The organism is Pseudomonas sp. ADAK18, from assembly GCF_012935695.1.
Classification (GTDB): Bacteria; Pseudomonadota; Gammaproteobacteria; order Pseudomonadales; family Pseudomonadaceae; genus Aquipseudomonas.
In genome coordinates this window covers 3,212,674-3,231,750 of the sequence record NZ_CP052859.1, presented here as the reverse complement: position 1 = coordinate 3,231,750, position 19,077 = coordinate 3,212,674, and the positions used below count along the sequence as shown (strand labels likewise).

Annotated in this window: 16 protein-coding genes; 9 read left to right on the top strand and 7 right to left on the bottom strand. The window is 59.1% G+C overall.

Translation table 11 applies throughout. The annotated features are described in order from the left end of the window. Nucleotides 1-90 precede the first annotated feature (90 nt). A complete protein-coding gene (locus HKK55_RS14300) occupies nt 91-552 on the bottom strand; it encodes a VOC family protein (RefSeq protein WP_169355279.1) in 462 nt (153 codons plus the stop codon). A gap of 249 nt (nt 553-801) precedes the next feature. Here HKK55_RS14300 and HKK55_RS14295 point away from each other — a divergent pair, with 249 nt between their 5' ends. The 3 genes from HKK55_RS14295 to HKK55_RS14285 are packed head-to-tail and all read left to right on the top strand — an operon-like array spanning nt 802 to nt 3,496. Then, on the top strand, nt 802-2,025 hold the full coding sequence (locus HKK55_RS14295; RefSeq protein WP_169355278.1) for an SfnB family sulfur acquisition oxidoreductase: 1,224 nt from the start codon (nt 802-804) through the stop codon (nt 2,023-2,025). 3 nt (nt 2,026-2,028) lie between these two features. Further along, entirely contained in the window at nt 2,029-2,694 is a 666-nt protein-coding gene (locus HKK55_RS14290; RefSeq protein WP_169355277.1) for a methionine ABC transporter permease, read from the top strand. 31 nt (nt 2,695-2,725) lie between these two features. Further along, nucleotides 2,726-3,496, top strand: a complete 771-nt coding sequence (locus tag HKK55_RS14285) for a MetQ/NlpA family ABC transporter substrate-binding protein (RefSeq protein ID WP_169355276.1) — start codon at nt 2,726-2,728, stop codon at nt 3,494-3,496. A 122-nt stretch (nt 3,497-3,618) separates the two neighbouring features. Here the strand turns inward: HKK55_RS14285 and soxR are convergent, their stop codons facing one another. Then, entirely contained in the window at nt 3,619-4,068 is a 450-nt protein-coding gene (gene soxR / locus HKK55_RS14280) for a redox-sensitive transcriptional activator SoxR (protein ID WP_169355275.1), read from the bottom strand. Between the two features lie 101 nt (nt 4,069-4,169). Between soxR and HKK55_RS14275 the strand changes: the two genes are divergently transcribed. Beyond that, the gene (locus HKK55_RS14275) at nt 4,170-4,535 is read left to right on the top strand and encodes an antibiotic biosynthesis monooxygenase (protein WP_155586101.1); all 366 of its coding nucleotides are present in this window, start codon (nt 4,170-4,172) and stop codon (nt 4,533-4,535) included. On the opposite strand, the gene HKK55_RS14270 is transcribed toward HKK55_RS14275, so the two are convergent. The 4 genes from HKK55_RS14270 to msuE all read right to left on the bottom strand — a co-directional run bounded on the left by HKK55_RS14270 (nt 4,524) and on the right by msuE (nt 8,701). Further along, nucleotides 4,524-5,627 (bottom strand): sigma-54-dependent Fis family transcriptional regulator, encoded by a 1,104-nt coding sequence (locus HKK55_RS14270; RefSeq protein ID WP_169355274.1) that lies wholly within the window; start codon nt 5,625-5,627, stop codon nt 4,524-4,526. The two genes, HKK55_RS14275 and HKK55_RS14270, sit on opposite strands and share 12 nt — an antisense overlap. Nucleotides 5,628-5,651: 24 nt before the next feature. After that, complete coding sequence (locus tag HKK55_RS14265; RefSeq protein ID WP_169355273.1) at nt 5,652-6,839, bottom strand: acyl-CoA dehydrogenase family protein; 1,188 nt, start codon at nt 6,837-6,839, stop codon at nt 5,652-5,654. A 140-nt stretch (nt 6,840-6,979) separates the two neighbouring features. After that, complete coding sequence (ssuD, locus tag HKK55_RS14260) at nt 6,980-8,128, bottom strand: FMNH2-dependent alkanesulfonate monooxygenase (protein ID WP_169355272.1); 1,149 nt, start codon at nt 8,126-8,128, stop codon at nt 6,980-6,982. Between the two features lie 9 nt (nt 8,129-8,137). Further along, nucleotides 8,138-8,701: an FMN reductase gene (gene msuE / locus HKK55_RS14255; RefSeq protein WP_169355271.1), complete on the bottom strand. Its 564-nt coding sequence runs from the start codon at nt 8,699-8,701 to the stop codon at nt 8,138-8,140. Between the two features lie 397 nt (nt 8,702-9,098). Here msuE and HKK55_RS14250 point away from each other — a divergent pair, with 397 nt between their 5' ends. The 5 genes from HKK55_RS14250 (at nt 9,099) to HKK55_RS14230 (ending at nt 18,431) form a co-directional block, all read left to right on the top strand. Further along, nucleotides 9,099-9,368, top strand: coding sequence for a hypothetical protein (locus HKK55_RS14250; RefSeq protein ID WP_169355270.1), 270 nt, complete (start codon nt 9,099-9,101; stop codon nt 9,366-9,368). A 305-nt stretch (nt 9,369-9,673) separates the two neighbouring features. After that, complete coding sequence (locus HKK55_RS14245) at nt 9,674-13,801, top strand: DUF1592 domain-containing protein (RefSeq protein ID WP_169355269.1); 4,128 nt, start codon at nt 9,674-9,676, stop codon at nt 13,799-13,801. A gap of 2 nt (nt 13,802-13,803) precedes the next feature. Then, nucleotides 13,804-15,162, top strand: coding sequence for a DUF1552 domain-containing protein (locus tag HKK55_RS14240; RefSeq protein ID WP_169355268.1), 1,359 nt, complete (start codon nt 13,804-13,806; stop codon nt 15,160-15,162). A gap of 251 nt (nt 15,163-15,413) precedes the next feature. Continuing rightward, nucleotides 15,414-16,574, top strand: a complete 1,161-nt coding sequence (locus tag HKK55_RS14235) for a cysteine desulfurase family protein (RefSeq protein ID WP_169355267.1) — start codon at nt 15,414-15,416, stop codon at nt 16,572-16,574. A 48-nt stretch (nt 16,575-16,622) separates the two neighbouring features. Further along, complete coding sequence (locus HKK55_RS14230; protein ID WP_169355266.1) at nt 16,623-18,431, top strand: aminopeptidase P family protein; 1,809 nt, start codon at nt 16,623-16,625, stop codon at nt 18,429-18,431. Nucleotides 18,432-18,479: 48 nt separating this feature from the next. Here the strand turns inward: HKK55_RS14230 and HKK55_RS14225 are convergent, their stop codons facing one another. Continuing rightward, on the bottom strand, nt 18,480-19,070 hold the full coding sequence (locus HKK55_RS14225; RefSeq protein WP_169355265.1) for a 2-hydroxychromene-2-carboxylate isomerase: 591 nt from the start codon (nt 19,068-19,070) through the stop codon (nt 18,480-18,482). Nucleotides 19,071-19,077: the final 7 nt, after the last annotated feature.

Below are 19,077 nucleotides of genomic sequence, written 5' to 3'. Positions count from 1 at the left end.
GAATCACAGGGCGCCCGGGGCAAGGGGGAAAGCGTGGAGGGGCGGTTCATGAAGTGTGTTGAAGGGGCCAGGCCCCTTCAACTCAGAGGTTCAACCTTGTTTGAACAGGTCTGCGGCTCGCTGCCGAATTTGTTCTTCTGTCAGATCCTCCTTGCGCGTTGCCAGGAACCACACGTGCCCGAACGGGTCTTTCAACGTTCCTGAACGGTCGCCGTAAAACTGATCCTTCGGTTCTGACACGGCGATGCCCCCGGCCTGGATGGCTTGGGCGAACTGCTTGTCGACATCCTGTACATACAGATGCAGGCACACGCTGGGATGTTCTTTTCCCGGGCTGCCGAAGGACATTTCACCGCAAGGCGAAGCCATCATGATCGCCGAATCACCAATACGCAGTTCGGCATGGCCGATCTTGCCGTCGGGCATGTCCAGGCGCATCACTTCCGTGGCGTCGAAGGCCTTCTTGTAGAACTCGATGGCTTCGGCGGCTTTGTCGATTCCCAGATAGGGCGTGATGCTGTGGTAGCCCTCGGGGATGGGTTTAACGCTCATTTCGTTCTCCTTGATTGTTGTTGTGGAAAAGAACCCGGTTTTTTCCGGTCTTTTCACTATAGGCCACGTGCGCCGTCGCTTGCGGGCAGCCGACGAGGTGTTCGCCAGGCAACAGCAAACCGGCAGTTTGCTGCGCCTTGGACGGCTGCGCGCCTGCAATACAGGCTCAACCCCCTGAATCCACGGGCGCGGGCCCTCAGGCATAGAAGCTGCAATACCCAAGGCATTCCCTCCGCCCGAGAGCGTTGTATGCCTGTTCTGCCTGCGTCTGCCGATTTTCCGATTCATACCCCTCATGCCGAGTTGATTCACGACGAAGCCCAGGCCCTGGCGGTCGCCCATCGCGTCGCGGCCGTGTTGCTGGAACAGGATGCCGAACGCGACCGTACGCGGCAGGTGCCGCCAGACATCGTCGACCTGTATTCCAACAGCGGCTTGTGGGGTATCAGCGTGCCTCGTGAGTTCGGTGGGGCACAGGTGTCCTATGCGGTGTTGGCCCAGGTGATTGCAATCATCTCGGCGGCCGATCCGTCGCTGGGGCAAATTCCGCAGAACCACTACTGCCTGCTGGAAGACATCCGCCTGCAGGGCACACCTGAGCAGCAGGCGTACTTCTTCGGCCTGGCGCTGCAAGGGCATCGGTTTGCCAATGCGCTGTCGGAAACCGGCGGCAAGAACGTCCAGGACATTCAGGCGATTATTCGTCGGCAAGGCGATGGCTATGTGATCAACGGCCGCAAGGGTTATTGCACCGGTTCGCTGTACGCGCACTGGTTGGCGGTGCTGGCGCTGGACGAGGCGCACAATGCGCAGTTGGCGTTTGTCCAGAGAGGCACCGAGGGTTTGGTGGTGGTCGACGACTGGGACAGCATGGGCCAGCGCACCACCTCCAGCGGAACGGTATTGGCTGAAGCGTTGCGGGTGCCGGCCTTCAACCTGTTTCCTACCCATCGCTCCTACGATTCGCCGACCTTGGCCGGTCCTTTCGCGCAACTGACCACCGCCGCCATCGACGCCGGGATCGCCCGGGCCGCGTTGCGGGATACGGTGCAGTTCGTCCAGCAATTCGCCCGACCGTGGATCGATGCAGGCGTGGAAAAAGCCAGTGAAGATCCGCTGACCATCATTCAGGTCGGCGCCCTGGACATTCGCCTGGAAGCCGCCGAGGCCTTGCTGGAACGGGCCGGCAAAGCCCTGGATGCCGCGCGTCCGGCACCGGATGAGGACAATGTCGCCCACGCCTCCCTGGCCGTGGCTCGGGCCAAGGTGCTGACCACTGAAATCGCCATTGAGGCCAGCAACAAACTCTTTGAACTGGGCGGCACCCGCTCGACCCTGAAGACGCATAACTTTGACCGCCACTGGCGGAACGCGCGGGTCCATACCTTGCACGATCCGGTGCGCTGGAAATACCACGTGGTCGGCAACTGGCTGCTCAACGGCACCAAGCCACCGCGCCACGATTGGTCGTGAGCCATGGGCGAGCTGCTGAAAAACATCTATTGGGCCGACATCGGCCAGGCCTGCCTGGAAACCTTGAGCATGTTGGCGGCCGCCCTGGGTTTTACCGTGTTGCTGGGCCTGCCGTTGGGGGTGCTGCTGTTCCTCACCGGTAAGCGCCAGTTGCACGAAGCTGTGGTGGTTTACCGGTTGTTGTCGGTGGTGGTCAACGTCTTGCGGTCACTGCCGTTCATCATCTTGCTGATTGTGCTGATCCCACTGACCACCTTGCTGGTGGGCACGTCCCTCGGGGTGCCCGGCACCATCCCACCGCTGGTGGTGGGGTGTACGCCGTTCTTCGCGCGACTGGTGGAAACCGCATTACGCGAAGTCGACCGAGGCGTGGTGGAGGCCACCCAGTCCATGGGCGCCAGCACCTGGCAAGTGATCCGCCACACCCTGTTGCCGGAAGCACGGGGCGGCTTGCTTGCGGCGGTCACCGTCACCGCCATTGTGTTGGTGGACTACACGGCCATGGCCGGCGTGATCGGTGGCGGGGGCCTTGGCGACTTGGCGATTCGCTACGGCTATCAACGCTTCCAGACCGACGTGATGGTGGTCACCGTGGTGCTTTTGCTGGTGCTGGTGCAGGCCCTGCAAATGACCGGTGATCGCCTGGTGGCGCGTTATAGCCGCCGTTGATTGTGCTTATAAAACTACCTTTGGAGTTGTCATGAAAAAGACCCTGGCCATTCTGGCCGCTGTGCTGTCCCTCAATGCCTTCGCCAACGAGAAACTGGTGGTTGGCGCAACCCCTGTGCCCCACGCGGAGATCCTCGAGTTCGTCAAACCGGTGTTGGCCAAGGAAGGCGTGGATTTGCAGATCAAGGTCTTCACCGACTTCATCCAGCCCAATCAGCAACTGGCGCTGAAGAATATCGACGCCAATTACTACCAGTATCGGCCGTTTCTTGATGACTTCAACAAGACTCGGCACACCGACTTGGTACCGGTGGTGGGGGTGCATATCGAGCCGTTTGGCGCCTATTCGACGCGGATCAAAGCTATCTCGGAATTGAAAGACGGCGCCTCGGTGTCGATCCCCAACGACCCGGTCAACACGGGACGTGCGTTGGTGCTGCTGGATGAGGCCGGGCTGATCAAACTCAAGGACCCGAGCAATACCTTGAGCACGCCAAGGGACATCGTCGACAACCCCAAACACCTGAAAATCCGTGAACTGGAAGGCGCCTTGCTGGCGCGCTCGGTGAGTCAGGTGGACCTGGCGTTTGTGTTTGCCAACTATGCGCTGGAAGCGGGGATCGACACCAACAGTGCGTTGATCGTTGAGAAGGGCAAGGATTTGTACGTCGAGTACCTGGTGGCGCGGCCGGATAACATCAACGATCCGCGTATCCAGAAACTGGCCAAGGCGTTGAACTCCGATGAAGTACGTCAGTTCATCCTTACCCGCTACAAGGGGCAGATTGCGCCGGGGTTTTAAAGTCGAGCGCAGATCAAATGTGGGAGCTGGCTTGCCTGCGATGTAATCGCCTCGGTGCATCAGTCAAACCGAGGTGTCTGCATCGCAGACAAGCCAGCTCCCACATTGATCGGGTTTCCACATCAGGGATTGGTTGTGGGTTCCAGCAACTGCGCCCCGGGGCCCCGTTCACCGAGCACATCGCCCTGATTACGCAACGGGCACGCTTCCATCGAAAGACAGCCACAGCCGATGCAGCCATTGAGCTTGTCCCGCAGCATTATCAGTTTATTGATGCGCTCATCCAGGTCTTCACGCCACAGCGCGGACAACCGATTCCAGTCGTCGGCCGTTGGCGTGCGGCCATCAGGCAAGGTTTTCAGAGCCTCGTGGATCGTTGCCAACGGAATGCCCAGGCGCTGGGCAATCTTGATCAGCACCACTCGCCGCAGCACGTCTCGGGGATAACGTCGCTGGTTGCCGGCATTGCGGTTGCTCTTGATCAAACCCTTGGTTTCGTAGAAGTGCAGGGCGGTGACGGCCACGCCGCTACGGGCCGCCAGCTGGCCGACGGTGAGTTCTTTGCTGATCATGAGAAAACTCCAAAAAGACCCTTGACCTCTAGTTAACTAGAGGTTTTACCCTGCGTGACGTTGGATCGCAAGAGCGCGCCTACAGCTAGAGGGGAATATTCATGCAGTCATCAGCGAAAAGTCGTGGCTTTACCCAACTCATCGAGTTTCAGATCGAGCCCCGTCAGCAATCCGCACTGGTCTTGGCGCTGTCCGAGCAGACTGAGCGCCTGGCCCAAGGGGGCGGTGGATTTCTCAGTGCCAGTGTGCAGGTCAGCGATGACGGGCGCCGGGTGCTCAACTACCTGCAGTGGCTGTCCCGGGAGGACGGCGAGGCTGCGTTCAAGCGTTTTGAACAGCAGGGTGAGGATTTCTGGACGCTGATTCGCGCTCATCAGGCCACGGCCGTGACCTTTGGTTCGTTCCAGGTGCTGCGCAGTATCGAGCGCAGCCACGACGACGCGTTGCAGTGCCGCCTAAATGGATAGGTGCAACATGCGTTCTCCTTGCACGTTCTCCCCTGGTCGGCGCTTGTTTACCGCCAGTTCGCCGATCTTGATCAGGCGCGTGCGGGCGACGTTGCGGCTCAGGCCCAGCAGGTTGGCGGTGTGCACCTGGTTGTAATGGCTGAAACGGTAGGCGGCGCGCAACAGCGCGTCTTCGACCTTTTCATGCAGGGCACCGGCCTGTTCTTCGAACAGCTTCTGAAAGGCCCGCTCCAGCAGGGCTTCGGCGCTGTTATCGGTGCCGTACTGGCTGTCGTCCTGGCGCTCGATGCGCATGTTCGACAGACGCAGATCATCGCGCTCGATGACACCGTTGCGGCAGATCAACAGCGTGTGGTGGATAACGTTTTCCAGTTCGCGGATGTTGCCCGGCCAACTGTAGCTTTTGAGTTTCTGCTCGGCCTCGCGGCTAATAGTGATGGGGCCGTAGCCCAGTCGCTGACTGTAGGCTTCGATGAAGTGCCGAGTCAGCGGCAGGATGTCGCCGGGGCGTTCGCGCAGTGGGCTCAGTTCCAGGCTCACCACATCGAGGCGGTAGTACAGGTCTTCGCGGAAATGCCCGGCGTTAATGGCTTTTTCCAGCTGTACGTTGGTGGCAGCGAGCACCCGCACATCAATGGGAATGCTTTTGCGTGAGCCCAGGCGGACCACTTCCCGCTCCTGCAGGACGCGCAACAGCTTGACCTGGATGGCCATCGGCAAATCGCCAATTTCATCGAGGAACAAGGTGCCGCCGTCGGCTTCTTCGAACCAGCCAGCCTTGGCGCTGAGGGCGCCGGTGAAGGCGCCTTTTTCATGGCCGAACAGCTCGGCTTCCACCAGGGATTCGGAGAATGCCCCGCAATTCACGGCTACGAACGGCCGGTTGCGCCGGGCGCTGAGGTTGTGGATGTGCCGGGCCACCAGCTCTTTACCGGTACCGGTTTCGCCGATGATCAGCACACTGGCTTCGCTGGGCGCCACTTGCTGGATGTGTGCCAGCAGCGCCTGGGATTTCGGGTCCTCGAAGACCTGGGCCGTGGCGCGAATCGACGTCGCGAGGGCGGGCGAGGGCGGTAAGGTTAAAAGCTGCATGGGCACCTCTTCTTTACAAAGTATTCAGGAATAGAAGGTCGGAATCGGCAGGGACTGGTTCAAGGCCCAGTCACCCAGTTCGTGGAGTTTATAGTCCACTGGATCGTGCAAGGTTTGTGTGCGCAGGTTGCGCCAATGCCGGTCCAGGCGCAGAGACGCATGAGTGGAACGCGCGCCGGTGACTTCGAACAGGCGGCTGCACAGTTCCAGGCCATTGCGGGTGGCGGCGACTTTGGCGGTGGCGATGGCGATGGCCAGTTGGCCACGCTCGTTTTCGCTGAGGTTCGGGCCTTTGGCCCAGGCCTGGTCCAGCAGTTCGGCGGCGCGCTCCACCAGCAAGCGCACGCCTTCCAGGGCAACCCAGAACTCGCCGTAATGGTTGAGCACATAAGGGTCCTGGCGCACGTCCTGGACTGTGGATTTATACCAGGGCCGGGTTTCGGTCAGGGTGTAATTGCGCGCTTCTTCAAAGGCGCCTTCGGCAATGCCGAGGAACATATGAGTAAAGGTCAACTGGGCGATCAATGGCCGAAGACAGGCGAAGGGCGTGCTCAGCGGGCCGGGATCCAGCAGCAGTTCCGACTCTTCCACCCGCACCCGTTCGAAGCTGGCGCTGCCGCTGTCGGTCTGGCGCTGGCCGATGTTGTTCCAGTCATTGTGCAGGGTGATGCCACTGCGGCCGCTGGGGATGGCGGCGATCAGCAGCTTTCCGCCGGCGCTTTCATCCACCGCCGAGGCGATCAGCATTTCTGAATCGCTGGCGCCGGAGCAGAAGCTCTTCTTGCCGGAAAACTCACGCCAGCCGCCGAAGTCCTTGACCACCGTACGGGTATCCAAAGGGTTGAGCGCGTTGCCCCAGAACCAGTTTTTGCGGGCGGTCTGTTCGAACCAGGGCTGCCATTGCTCCGGGCGGGCAAAGAGTCGCACGGTGGCGAGCATCAGGTGATGAAAGCCAAAGACGTGGGCGATGGAGCTGTCGACCTTGGCGAATTCTCGCACGATCTGAAGGGTCTCGCTCCAGCGAGCGCCGAGGCCACCGTATTGCGTGGGAATGCTCAGGGCCAGCAGGCCGCTTTGGCGCAAGGCATCGCGTTCGGTCTTGGGCGTGCCACCGCGCTCGTCGCGTTCGACGGCCGTGAGGGCGAATTCGGCGGCCAGCAGTTTGGCGGTCTGCAAGGGGGAGGGCAGGACGCTGTGGGGTTTGGCTGTCACGCGGATGTTCCTCGATGTCTGTTTGGCAATAAAGTCCAAATGTGGGAGCGGGCTTGCTCGCGAATAAGGTGGATCAGTTGATGCAGGTTTGACTGGCACTCCGACTTCGCGAGCAAGCCCGCTCCCACATAAAGCGGAGCTCACTGATCTTTGGCGGTGGCCGGCAGCACATCGTTGGCAATCATTTCGCCAAACGGCCCGGTCAGGTTGGTGATGCCGCGTCCGGCCAGTCTGGCATAGGGTTCCGGCAGTAGCGGGAACACCAGTTCGGCGAAGCGGTACGCTTCTTCCAGGTGCGGATAGCCGGAGAAGATGAAACTCTCGATTCCCAGGTCCGCGTATTCCTTGATCCGCTCGGCAACTTGCTGCGGGTTGCCCACCAATGCGGTCCCTGCGCCGCCGCGCACCAGGCCCACGCCAGCCCACAGGTTGGGGGCGATTTCCAGGTTGTCGCGGCGCCCATCATGTAACGCCGCCATGCGCCTTTGGCCTTCGGAGTCGAAGCGCGAGAAGGATTTTTGTGCGGCGGCAATGGTCTCGTCGCTGATGTGCTCGATCAATTTGGCGGCGGCTTTCCAGGCGTCTTCTTCGGTCTCTCGCACGATCACGTGCAGGCGAATACCGAATTTGACGGTGCGCCCGTGGCGGGCCGCGCGTTCACGCACATCGGCGAGTTTTTCGGCGACGGCGGCGGGTGGTTCGCCCCAAGTCAGGTACACGTCCACCTGTTCGGCGGCAAGGTTGTGGGCCGCGTCGGAAGACCCGCCGAAGTACAGCGGCGGATAGGGCTTCTGCACCGGAGGGTAGAGCGCCTTGGCGTTTTGTACGCGTAGGTGTTTGCCTTCGAAGTCTACCGATTCGCCCTGCAACACACGGCGCCAGATCTTGAGGAATTCATCGGTCACTTCATACCGTTCGCTGTGGTCGAGGAAGCTGCCATCGCCACGGTTTTCGTCGGGATCGCCGCCGGTCACCACGTTGATCAGCAGGCGGCCGTTGGACAGGCGGTCGAGGGTCGCGGCCATGCGCGCCGAGACGGTCGGGGAAATGATTCCCGGGCGGATCGCCACCAGGTAGCGCAAGCGTTCGGTCAAGGGCACCAGCGCCGAAGCGATCACCCAGGAGTCTTCACAGGAGCGGCCGGTGGGGATCAGTACGCCGTGGTAACCGAGGTTGTCGGCGGCCTGGGCCACTTGTTTCAAATAATTGAGGGTGACCGGGCGGGCGCCTTGGGTGGTGCCCAGGTAATGACCGTCGCCGTGGGTAGGTAGAAACCAGAAAACATCCATGACAAATCCTTAAGCGATTTTCAGCAGAGAGGTGGGATGCGCGGTAAACAACGGCGCAGCGCGTTCTGCCGCGAGGCGAATGCGGGCCTTCAAGGGCTCACTGGTTATTTGGTAATCGGTGAAATCGGCTTCGGTGGCATACACGCCAATGGGTAAGGTCAGGGCCTGGAAGAAACTGAACAGCGGTCGTAACTGATGATCAAGCATCAAGGCGTGGCGTTCGCTGCCGCCGGTTGCGGCCAGCAGCACCGGGGTGTTGATCAGGGCGTTGAGGTCTATCAGGTCGAACAAGTGCTTGAGTAGGCCAGGGTAGGAGCCGCGATAGACCGGCGCGGCCACAACCAGCAAGTCGGCCTGTTCGATGGCGTGCAGTTGGGCTTCGACCTCCGACGGTAATTCCGCACGAGAGAGCGCTGCGCCGAGCGGGCGGGCAATATCGCCCAGTTCGATCAGGGTGGTCTGGATCGGCAGTTGGGTGGCCAGTTCGGCCAGCACCGCTTGGGTCAGCACCAGGGTGCGGGACGGGCGCCAGGTTCCGCCGGAGAGGGCAACGACATTCAGGGGACGGGTCATGAACAGTTCCTTTTTCAACAGTGGCTCAGAGCGAGAGCAGTAACAGGGCTTGAGCAAGAGCTGTACCAAACGGCGTAAGCCTTGATTTGCATGGGCTCCGGACCGGCTGCTGGAAAGTGCTGGTGTTGTCTGCCTGGTGTTTTGTTGAATAGCTGTTGCCTGCACAACAGTTGCGTGGCCAACAGTGGCTGAGGCGTTGTGGCCATTTATAGAGGGTTGTATTTATTCCGTAAACGAACGTATTTCCATATTTATAGGTCGTTATGGAATATAAAGAGCGTCTATCGAATGGAGTGTCAAGGTCGATAGCGACTATCACGGACGATGATTTTTCTCGGAGGGGGACCGGGAGTAGCCTGTGTTCATTGACTACAGCCCAGTTCGCAGGTCCTTCGCCATGAACCATTTTCTCGCTATTTCCCTGTTGCTTGTCGCCTCTGTCCTCGCCGGTTGTGCGACTCATCCGGCACCCGAGCTGCGACCTTTTTCGGCCGAAGAGAGCAAGGAACTGGCGCTGGAGGCGTTGAGTCGCCGTGGTTTGTCCTTTGATGAATATCAACAGAAGAAAGCCGAACTGACCGCTCAGCCACAGAAGGCGTTTGGTTTTGATCAGCAAGGGGAAATGAACGCAGATCGGGCCCTGCCTGTACGCGGGCATGCCAGCTGAATCAGTCGGTGGATTTGACGGTTTCCCTTACGCGTACTAAGACTTCATCTGTAGGAAGTTACATGCCTGGGAATGGCAAGCAACTGACTTAGGATGAGTGTCTGTTTGTTCCTGTCTCTATGGCTTAGCGCCATGTCGTGTCACGCAGTGGAATTGCAGTGCAAGACATTCCAATTTGAAACGCGGGAGCCGGTTGGCCTCTTTCAGGCTTGTGGCTCTACGTCAGGTGTTTCGTTGCGGGATCGTGAATCAGTAGTCCTTCCTGTATAGGAGAAACACTTGGCTTGCCAGTGAGGCTGCAAGTCATGGAGAAGTTTCTCGGTTTGTCTTGCCGTGGGTCGGGCATGGGCTCGGTGGTGCTTGGCTTGTTGCTTGGGCTGGGTTGTCTTGAGGTGTCCGCGGCGCCTCATCAGGCCTGCACGGCACCGGACTATAAAGCCGGGACAGCCTACCAACAGGGCGATCAGGTTCAGAATGTCGGCCGGCAGTTTGAGTGCTGGAAAGACGCGGAGGCGCCAAATGGGCCGGATAGTTGGAAGTGGTGTGAGCAGGTTCATTACAACCCAGGAGCCCCTGCCGAAAATGGTGCAGAGTACTGGCCTGACGCCTGGAAGGATCTCGGTGAGTGCGGTGGTTTCCAAGGCAATCGCCTGACCCTCAGTTTCGCCACCCTCAGCGGCAGGGCCCCGTTGAAAAAACCGTTGCCAGGTGTATCACGCGCCGACCAGGTGGTGACGGGTGTGCTGCGTTGCAAGGCCGAAGATATTCCCATCAGCGCCAAATCCGGCGAAACGATCCATATCGATAACCTCAAGATGTGCGACTACCAATTGGTGATGAATGTCGCCGAGGGTTTCGTGCCGTTGAATACGCCGCGAATGGTGTCGTTTGGCAGTGCCGAGGGTGAAGAGCAGGCGATCACATTGAAGTACCGGCCGCCGGTCAACGTCGGCAAGCTGAGTGGCTTGCCGGGGATAAAGATTGAGCTGTTCGCTGAGGGCCTGATCCAGCCTCGGCAGATGGCCATGGGCAAAAACGTGCTGTATGTCGGTTCCAGCGCCATTCCTTCCTACGTCTACGACGGAAAAATCGCCGACATGATTTATGCATTGCCGCTGGATGCGGCGGGCAAGCCGATGGGCATCCATGTGATCGCCAGCGGGCTGGAAGAGCCACATGGCGTGGTGTATCGCGACGGTGATTTGTACTACTCGACCACTGGCGGCCTGTATCGCCTGCGCGACGCGGATAATCACTATAAAGACCCCAAGCCGGAATTGATTTTCAACTTCCCGGCAGACGACCGCCTGTTTCCACTGCCGTCCGTGGCGTCCGGCTCCAGTACCCGCTTCTGGCATATGAAGCATCCCTTGCATTTCAATCCGCTGGACCCCACCGACAAGGCGCTTTATACCGCTGTCGGCATCCCCTGCAACTTGTGCATGATCCCAGGCGACGAACGCTATGGGACGTTATTGCGCTACGACCTGGAGACCGGCAAGGCCCAGATTCTGGCCAAAGGGGTTCGAAACTCCGTAGGTTTTGACTGGAACCCGAAGACGCGGGAAATCTGGTTCAGCGATAACAACCGTCAAGGTTTCCCCAACCCTGATGAGGTCAACCGCATCAGCGGTCCGGGCTTGCACTTCGGTGTGCCTTATCGGTTCGGCAAGGACACGCCGGGCTTTACCCAGGAGGAGTTCGAGAACCCACGGGTGATTCAGCCGCCCCTGGTGCCTGGAGCGATTGTTTCCGATAAATCCCTTGAACAGATTGATCCCAAGGCCTACGTGCCGCCGGCATTCGAGTTGGGCACTAACACGGCGCCGCTGGGCGTCAAGTTCTGGGATGTTTACCCGGCCAGGTCGGATACCCAGAACATGCTGGTGGCGGTCCACGGCGCCGGATCAAGCGCCAGGCCGGGTATGGATGTGCGCCTGTTGACGATCCAGGGCGGCACGCGGGTGGTCAACCAGATCCCGTTGATCAACGGCTTTATCCAGGACCCGAACAGTTTCGATGTGTATTGCCTGGATAACTCGTGCATTGGGCGGCCGGCGGATTTCCTGGAGTTGGCGGATAAAAGCCTGCTGATTTCCGATGACGTGGCGGGGGTGATCTATCGCGTCAGTTATGACCCGGCTGGCTTGCCCGAGACTCAATTGTCGTTGCGTCCCATGCTGGCGCCAGCGCCTGGGCTTGAGACTGAAATGATCAGCGGTACGTTGATCTCGCCCGACAGCAACACCCGGGTTTTTCATGTCTCCTGGAACCCGGAGGATGGTGAGTCCGGGCTGCTGCTCAAGGGCCTTGCGTACGGCAACTATCAGGTCAAGCTCAACGATGTGAAGAACTGGATTCCAGAGGTTCGCAACACATCATTCACCTTGTCCGCTGCCAACCCCAATCAAACGGTCAATTTGCGTTACCGCGAACGGCCATTGAAGTTGGCGGTCAAGGTGACAATTGTGGCGCCGGCCAAACTCGCGTCGGTGAGCGATGAGCAATGGCACTTCACCCTCAAGAGCAAGGATCCGGGAGGTGTGCCGCCGCAGGTGGTCCAAGTGCCGTGGAGCGAGAGCGTTACGCAGATTCTCGATTACGGGCAGTACGAGATCATTTATCCCTTCTATCCACAGGAGAAACCGGAGCCGGAGCTGGTGTCGGTGGTGATCGACGAAGAAAGCCAAGACATGCAGCTGCCGCCTATTTCCTACAGGCACACGACCAATTTGGGTGCGACTGTATTGGCGGAGTCCTGCACAAAATGCCATGCGGTGGAGTTTTTCAGCAGCTTGCGCATGGCCTTGGCCTGGAGCGTTGCCGGGGAAGATGCGTTGGTCAAGCAGATCAAAAGCATGCCGGTGGCCGGGCATTGCGACACCACCTGCGCGACCGAGATCAGCAAGCATTTGTTTAACGTTGTGTGGGCACCGTACCTGAATCCCGCCGAGTCATACGGCCAGCGTCAGTTGCGTCTGCTGACACCAGAAGAATATGCCGCCAGCGTCAAGGACATCCTGGCTGTGGAGGTCAACCCGCAGAAATTGCCGGCCGATAAATCCGAAAAGGACTTCAAGTATCCCGGCGAGGCCAATAAAGGCATCCTGCACGCCGGTGATATCAAGCAGCTGTATGACATGGCGGTTTGGGTCGCCGATAACGTGCCGGCCCGGCACCTGGCCCGATTGACCTCGGCGGGGCGCAATGATCCGGTGACCACGTTGGGGTATCGGTTATTCAGGCGCCCCTTGAGTGAGGATGAGCGCACTCGCTATCAAGCGTTACTGGGCGAGCAGGGGCAGGCGGCCCTGGTGACGGCGATGCTGATGTCACCGCACTTCCTCTATCGCTCGGAACTGGGTGAGGTTGTGGCCGGCAAGTCGGGGGTGTTCAAGCTGACACCTTTCGAGGTGGCAACGGCACTGTCCTACGCCTTTGAAGGGACCACGCCCAGCGTCGAACTGATGGCTAAGGCCCAGCGCAATGAATTGCACACGGCGCAGCAGATGACTGCCGAGATTGATCGGATGATCCGTTCGGAGCGCGGTGTGGAGCAGTTCAACCGATTTGTCAGTTATTACGTCAAGACCAATCGTGGGGTCCAGGAAAAACCGGGGCTGAGCGCGCAGATGATCCAACTCATGGCCCAGGAGCAATACCTGCTGACCCGTCATGTACTGCTCGACGACAAGGGGACGTTCGATGAGTTGTTCAACCCCGGCTACACCTTCCTGAACAAGGCGCTTGCCGAGCATTATGGGATCACGGGAGTCACCGGCGACGCCCTGCAGAAAGTGGCGGTGGATGAAACGCGCGGAGGCTTGCTTCACCTAGGGCTGACTCAGGCGTCGACCTCGGATTACAAGGTCACCTCGCTGGTCAAGCGCGGCATCATGATTCGTGAGCAGATGTTCTGTCGTGAGTTCGGGGCGCCGGTCGAAGCCGAACCTACTGAGCCTGCGTTCCCTCCACGGGCAATCACCACACGCGAGCGCTGGGACTTGGTCAATGGCGAGCAGGCTTCAGGCGGGCGTTGCTGGCAGTGCCACAAATACATGAATGACACCGGCGCCTCCATGGAGCACTACGATGCCACTGGCCGTTACCGTCAGCAGGAGCCTGCCTACAACTATGGGCAGTATCCGGTCATGTTGCCGATCAAGACATCTGGGCCTTTCCTGGGCGTCAGTGGGACGGTGCCGATCAATGATGTTCGGGATATCTCCCGATTGATCGTGCACGACCCGGCGGCGTTGCTCTGCATGGCAGACAGCTACTTCCGGTTTGCCTCGGGAAACAAATCCGACGAGTCAACCTCCGGGACAGTCAAGGCAATTGCCGACGGCCTGCGTGATTCGCAGCCGTTGCCTGCCATGTTGCGTACGTTGGGCACTTCCAATTCGTTCCAATTCAAGATGCAGAGGGACTGATCATGGATATTCTGAAAAGTCGTCGTCGTTTTCTCATGGGGCTCACGGCTGTGGGTGTTTTTGGTCCCCTGACCCAGTTCGGTCTGGCACGTATTGCCTTGGCAGGGCAGACCCAGCAACCCAAGCTCAAGGTCGTATTTTTTGTGGTGCCAGACGGTTTGGCTGTCGATTCGGCTACGGCCTACTCCAGCGATGGGCGTGGTCTCTGGCACCCGGCGGCACAAGAGATGGACACTGACAATTTTCAACTCAATGAAGTCAGTCAGGAATTGGCGGCATACCGTGATCAATCTTTGTATATCCGCGGCACGATACTGGGACCGGGAAATGAGGGGCACAACGGTTGGACATGGGCTCTACGTGATAGAGAGAAAAAAATGACATCGATCGACGTGTTGTTGGGGCAACAGATGCCGGGGACGGATCCTTCTCAGCGCAGTCTTTTTTCTGGCCCGCATTCCGGAATTGACGGTACGGCCTGGCATGTCTCGTGGGAGGGCGCGCAGATGCGTAGGCCTGATCAGGACCCGGTGCTGATGTACGAAAAGATATTTGGCTCAACCAGGCGGCAGGTACGTGAACAGCAGGCCCGGAACAGTCATGTGCTGGACCCGGTATTGGCCGATATCAAAGAGCTGCAGGCGCAGCTCGATGGTGCGCAGAGACAGAAGATGGACACCCAGCTTGATTCGGTGGAACAAGCAATCAAGGATATGGAGAACACCTTGCCGCCTGTGGGTGAGTGTTCGCCATTGACACTGGAACCATTGGCTTTCAAAGACGCGAAATTCCGCACCCAAGTGCAAAATAGCCATCATCAGGTGGTTGCCACTGCACTGGCCTGCGGGATAAGCCGGGTCGCCACGATCCAGGTCGGTCGATCGGCGGAATCACTGAATATCCTTGATGTCAGCGAGCAGACCAATCCTCATGATTGCGCTCATCGTTATGCTGGCCTGGATGTCTGGAAGAAGTCCCGCCAGTGGTACACCCAGCGGGTCAAGCTGTTTATGGATGAATTGGCACGGCATGCCGATCCAGACGTGCCGGGTGACAACCTGCTTGCACATACACTCATCGTGTTTACCAGCGAGATGGCCGATGGTGCGCCCGAGCATACGGTCGATATGCCGTTGGTATTGATGGGGGGCGCCAGTGGCTTGTTGAAAACCGGTGACGGGAAGGGGCGATACTTCAATGTGACGGCACAGGGAGATCGTGAACATAGCGGCAATGCTGTGATCGGCAAGCGTTTTGTTGATATGCAGCGTATTTGGGCGACGATTGCCAAGGCGGCGGGTACCAGCGTGCCCTATACCGGCAAGATCGATCCGGTGAGCGGAATATTCACTAACGTTTGAATCTGTATTACCCGTTCAAAAAGCCGAAAAGCCTTGATGTTGGGCTTTCGGCTTTTTACGTTTGTGGCTAATCGTTCTAACGGGCGCCACGTGCAGCCTGTTAAGCTGGATTTCAGGAGCGTTCCTACGCACTTTTAAATAAAGTGGTCTTTCTTTAACGGCACCCGATCAGGTAAATCAGACGATCTCTCTTCTGGTCGCTGCCCCTGGGACACTGCTCTCGGGAACAAGCTCTGCGAGTCTTTAACGTCATGAATAAACGTCCTCTGTATTTCGACTACGCCGCCACCACGCCGGTGGATGAGCGGGTCATCCAGGTCATGGTCGAGTGCCTGGGGTTCAACGCCAATTTCGGTAACCCAGCCTCCAGCTCCCATGCGTTCGGCCAGCAGGCCCGGCAGACGGTTGAGCAAGCGCGGCGGCAGGTAGCTGAACTGGTAGGCGCGCAGGCGGAGCAAATCGTCTGGACCTCCGGTGCCACCGAGTCCAACAACCTTGCGCTCAAGGGCGTTACGCAAGCCAGGGGTGTATCTGGCGGGCATATCATTACCAGCCAGATCGAGCACAAGGCGACGCTGGACACGGCCCGCCAGTTGCAGGAAGCCGGGGTTGCGGTGACGTACCTGGTGCCGAATGCCGATGGGCTGATCACGGTCGAGGCTGTGAGCGAGGCGCTGCGCGAGGACACTTTCCTGGTGTCGCTGATGCTGGTCAACAATGAACTGGGCACCCTCAACGATATTCCGGCCATTGGTGCGCGGGTTCGTGAGCAAGGAGCACTGTTTCATGTGGACGCGGCGCAAGGTGCGGGCAAGGTCGCCATTGATTTGGCCTTGTGGCCGGTGGATCTGATGTCGTTTTCAGCCCACAAACTGTATGGCCCCAAAGGGATCGGTGCCCTGTATGTCGGGCCGCGTGCCCAGCAAAAAGTGTTGGCGCAGATTCATGGCGGTGGCCATGAAGGCGGGCTACGCTCTGGCACGCTGGCGACCCACCAGATTGCTGGAATGGGCATGGCGTTCGCCTTGGCCGCTGCTTCATTTACGCAAGAGAAGGCGGTGATTGTTGCGTTACGCCAGCGTCTGCTTGAGCAGTTGAATACGATTGCCGGAGTGCGCTTGAACGGTAGCGCCACTCAACGCATTCCCCATACCTTGAGCCTGACGTTCAGTGAGGGTGAGTTCAATTCTGCTGCGTTGAGTGCGGGCATCGCCTTTTCCGCCACGTCGGCATGCAACTCGGCGAGCAATGCGCCGTCCCACGTGCTCCTGGCGTTGGGGCATGATGCGCGCAGCGCAAGCCGTACCATTCGCTTGAGCCTGGGCCGTTTTACTACCGAGCAGGACATTGATCAGGCGGTACAGTTGATCAAGGATTCGCTGGCCAGCGCGCCGGCCTTCTGGGCGGTGTGATCCACATCCGCAACACATAACAATTATCAGTGGTTAGCAGGAGAAACGATGAGCACGCAGCCTTTGACCCATGGAACGGTTCCCCAGCGCCTGGCGCACACCCGTGAACTGATGAGCCGAGAGGGCATTCATGCCCTGTTGGTGCCGTCGGCCGACCCGCACCTGTCCGAATACCTGCCGGGATACTGGCAGGGGCGTCAGTGGTTGTCGGGTTTTCATGGTTCGGTGGGGACGCTGATTGTCACTGCGGATTTTGCCGGGGTGTGGGCGGATAGTCGTTATTGGGAACAGGCGACCAAGGAGCTCAAGGGCAGCGGCATTGAGTTGGTGAAGCTGCAACCGGGCCAGCCCGGGCCGCTGGAATGGCTGGCCGAACAAACCCCGGAAGGTGGTGTTGTGGCGGTGGATGGTGCGGTCATGGCCGTGGCGTCGGCGCGTACCTTGGGTAGCAAGTTGGCGGAGCGTGGCGCACGCCTGCGTACCGATATCGACCTGTTGAACCAAGTCTGGCAGGACCGTCCAGCCCTGCCTGATCAGCCGATCTATCAGCACTTGCCGCCCCAGGCCACCGTTAGCCGTGGTGAGAAACTTGCCGCCTTGCGCGAAAGCTTGAGGGAGAAGGGTGCCGACTGGCATTTCATCGCCACCCTGGATGACATCGCCTGGCTGTTCAACCTGCGTGGTGGTGATGTTTCGTTCAACCCGGTGTTCGTGTCCTTTGCCTTGATCAGTCAAAAGCAAGCCACATTGTTTGTTGCCTTGAGCAAAGTCGACGGGGCGCTACGCGCCGTACTGGAACAAGATGGCGTGACCCTGCGTGATTACAGCGAAGTGGCGAGTGCCTTGGGGGCAGTGCCTGCGGGTGCGAGCGTGCAGGTTGATCCGGCGCGGGTGACGGCGGGGTTGCTGGAAAACCTGGGCGACGGCGTCAAGCTGGTCGAAGGACTCAACCCGACTACCTTGGCCAAGTCCCGCAAGAGCCTGGCCGATGCCGAGCACATCCGCCAAGCCATGGAGCAGGATGGCGCCGCTTTGTGCGAGTTCTTCACTTGGCTGGACAGTGCTCTGGGCCGCGAGCGCATTACCGAGCTGACCATTGATGAACACCTGACGGCTGCCCGGACCCGCCGCCCGGGTTATGTGTCGCTGAGTTTCAACACCATTGCAGCATTCAATGCCAATGGCGCGATGCCTCATTACCATGCCACTGAAGAAGAGCATGCGCTGATCGAAGGCGATGGTTTGCTGTTGATCGACTCAGGCGGCCAGTACCTGGGTGGTACTACCGACATCACGCGGATGGTGCCCATCGGTACGCCGAGCGAAGAGCAGAAGCGCGACTGTACGCGGGTGCTCAAAGGTGTGATCGCCTTGTCCCGTGCGTATTTCCCCAAGGGCATTCTGTCGCCGTTGCTGGATGCTATCGCTCGTGCGCCGATCTGGGCCGAAGGCGTGGATTATGGTCACGGCACCGGTCATGGCGTCGGGTATTTCCTCAATGTGCATGAAGGTCCGCAGGTGATTGCCTATCAGGCCGTCGCGGCACCACAAACCGCCATGCAGCCTGGAATGATCACCTCTATCGAACCGGGCACCTACCGCCCAGGCCGTTGGGGGGTGCGTATCGAGAACCTGGTATTGAACCGCGAGGCCGGCAAGACCGAGTTTGGCGAGTTCCTCAAGTTCGAGACGCTGACCCTGTGCCCGATCGATACCCGTTGTCTGGAGCCATCGCTGCTGACGCTGGATGAGCGTCAGTGGTTCAACGACTATCACGCACAGGTGCGTGAGCGCTTGAGTCCGCTGCTCAGTGGCGCTGCGTTGGAGTGGTTGCGGGTGCGTACGGTGGCTATATAAGTCCTGAGGGCCGCTGCACGTTCTGCGCAAGCGGCTCTCAAAAGAGGTTTAGCTCAGGGCTTCTCGCACAAAATCCAGGCGATCCTGGCCGAAGAACAACTGGCTGCCAACAAACATGCTCGGGGCACCGAAGACGCCGCGCTGGATAGCGTTTTCGGTCTTGTCCTTGAGGGCTGCTTTCACTGCTTCATCGTTGGCCAGCGCCAATACTTCCGCGGGATCAAAGCCATGCTCGGTCAGGACTTGTGCAACGATTGCCGGATCCCCGAGATGACGTCCTTCTACCCATAGTGCGCGGAACAGGCAGTCGATAAAGTCGATAAAACGTTCTGGCTGGTGCATCTGAATACCCGTTACAGCGCGCATCAGCGTCAGCGTATTAATGGGGAAGTTCGGGTTGAATTTGAGCGGGACGTTGTAGCGTTTGGCATAGCGCGCCAGGTCCAGGAACATGTAGCGACCTTTGGCTGCGATGGTGGCGGGAGAGGCGTTGCCGGTGGCCTTGAAGACACCGCCGAGCAGCATCGGTTGATAGACCAGTTGGGTGTCGGTTTCGGTGCACAGGTTTGGTAACTGTGTATAGGCCAGGTAGGTGGCAGGGCTACCGAGGTCGAAGAAAAATTCCAGGGTTTTACTCATGGTTTGT

What these genes read in the sequence shown, in the direction of transcription:
- HKK55_RS14300 (WP_169355279.1), bottom strand. Translation starts at nt 552, where the DNA reads ATGAGCGTTAAACCCATCCCCGAGGGCTACCACAGCATCACGCCCTAT.
- HKK55_RS14295 (WP_169355278.1), top strand. Translation starts at nt 802, where the DNA reads ATGCCTGTTCTGCCTGCGTCTGCCGATTTTCCGATTCATACCCCTCAT.
- HKK55_RS14290 (WP_169355277.1), top strand. Translation starts at nt 2,029, where the DNA reads ATGGGCGAGCTGCTGAAAAACATCTATTGGGCCGACATCGGCCAGGCC.
- HKK55_RS14285 (WP_169355276.1), top strand. Translation starts at nt 2,726, where the DNA reads ATGAAAAAGACCCTGGCCATTCTGGCCGCTGTGCTGTCCCTCAATGCC.
- soxR (WP_169355275.1), bottom strand. Translation starts at nt 4,068, where the DNA reads ATGATCAGCAAAGAACTCACCGTCGGCCAGCTGGCGGCCCGTAGCGGC.
- HKK55_RS14275 (WP_155586101.1), top strand. Translation starts at nt 4,170, where the DNA reads ATGCAGTCATCAGCGAAAAGTCGTGGCTTTACCCAACTCATCGAGTTT.
- HKK55_RS14270 (WP_169355274.1), bottom strand. Translation starts at nt 5,627, where the DNA reads ATGCAGCTTTTAACCTTACCGCCCTCGCCCGCCCTCGCGACGTCGATT.
- ssuD (WP_169355272.1), bottom strand. Translation starts at nt 8,128, where the DNA reads ATGGATGTTTTCTGGTTTCTACCTACCCACGGCGACGGTCATTACCTG.
- msuE (WP_169355271.1), bottom strand. Translation starts at nt 8,701, where the DNA reads ATGACCCGTCCCCTGAATGTCGTTGCCCTCTCCGGCGGAACCTGGCGC.
- HKK55_RS14250 (WP_169355270.1), top strand. Translation starts at nt 9,099, where the DNA reads ATGAACCATTTTCTCGCTATTTCCCTGTTGCTTGTCGCCTCTGTCCTC.
- HKK55_RS14245 (WP_169355269.1), top strand. Translation starts at nt 9,674, where the DNA reads ATGGAGAAGTTTCTCGGTTTGTCTTGCCGTGGGTCGGGCATGGGCTCG.
- HKK55_RS14240 (WP_169355268.1), top strand. Translation starts at nt 13,804, where the DNA reads ATGGATATTCTGAAAAGTCGTCGTCGTTTTCTCATGGGGCTCACGGCT.
- HKK55_RS14235 (WP_169355267.1), top strand. Translation starts at nt 15,414, where the DNA reads ATGAATAAACGTCCTCTGTATTTCGACTACGCCGCCACCACGCCGGTG.
- HKK55_RS14230 (WP_169355266.1), top strand. Translation starts at nt 16,623, where the DNA reads ATGAGCACGCAGCCTTTGACCCATGGAACGGTTCCCCAGCGCCTGGCG.
- HKK55_RS14225 (WP_169355265.1), bottom strand. Translation starts at nt 19,070, where the DNA reads ATGAGTAAAACCCTGGAATTTTTCTTCGACCTCGGTAGCCCTGCCACC.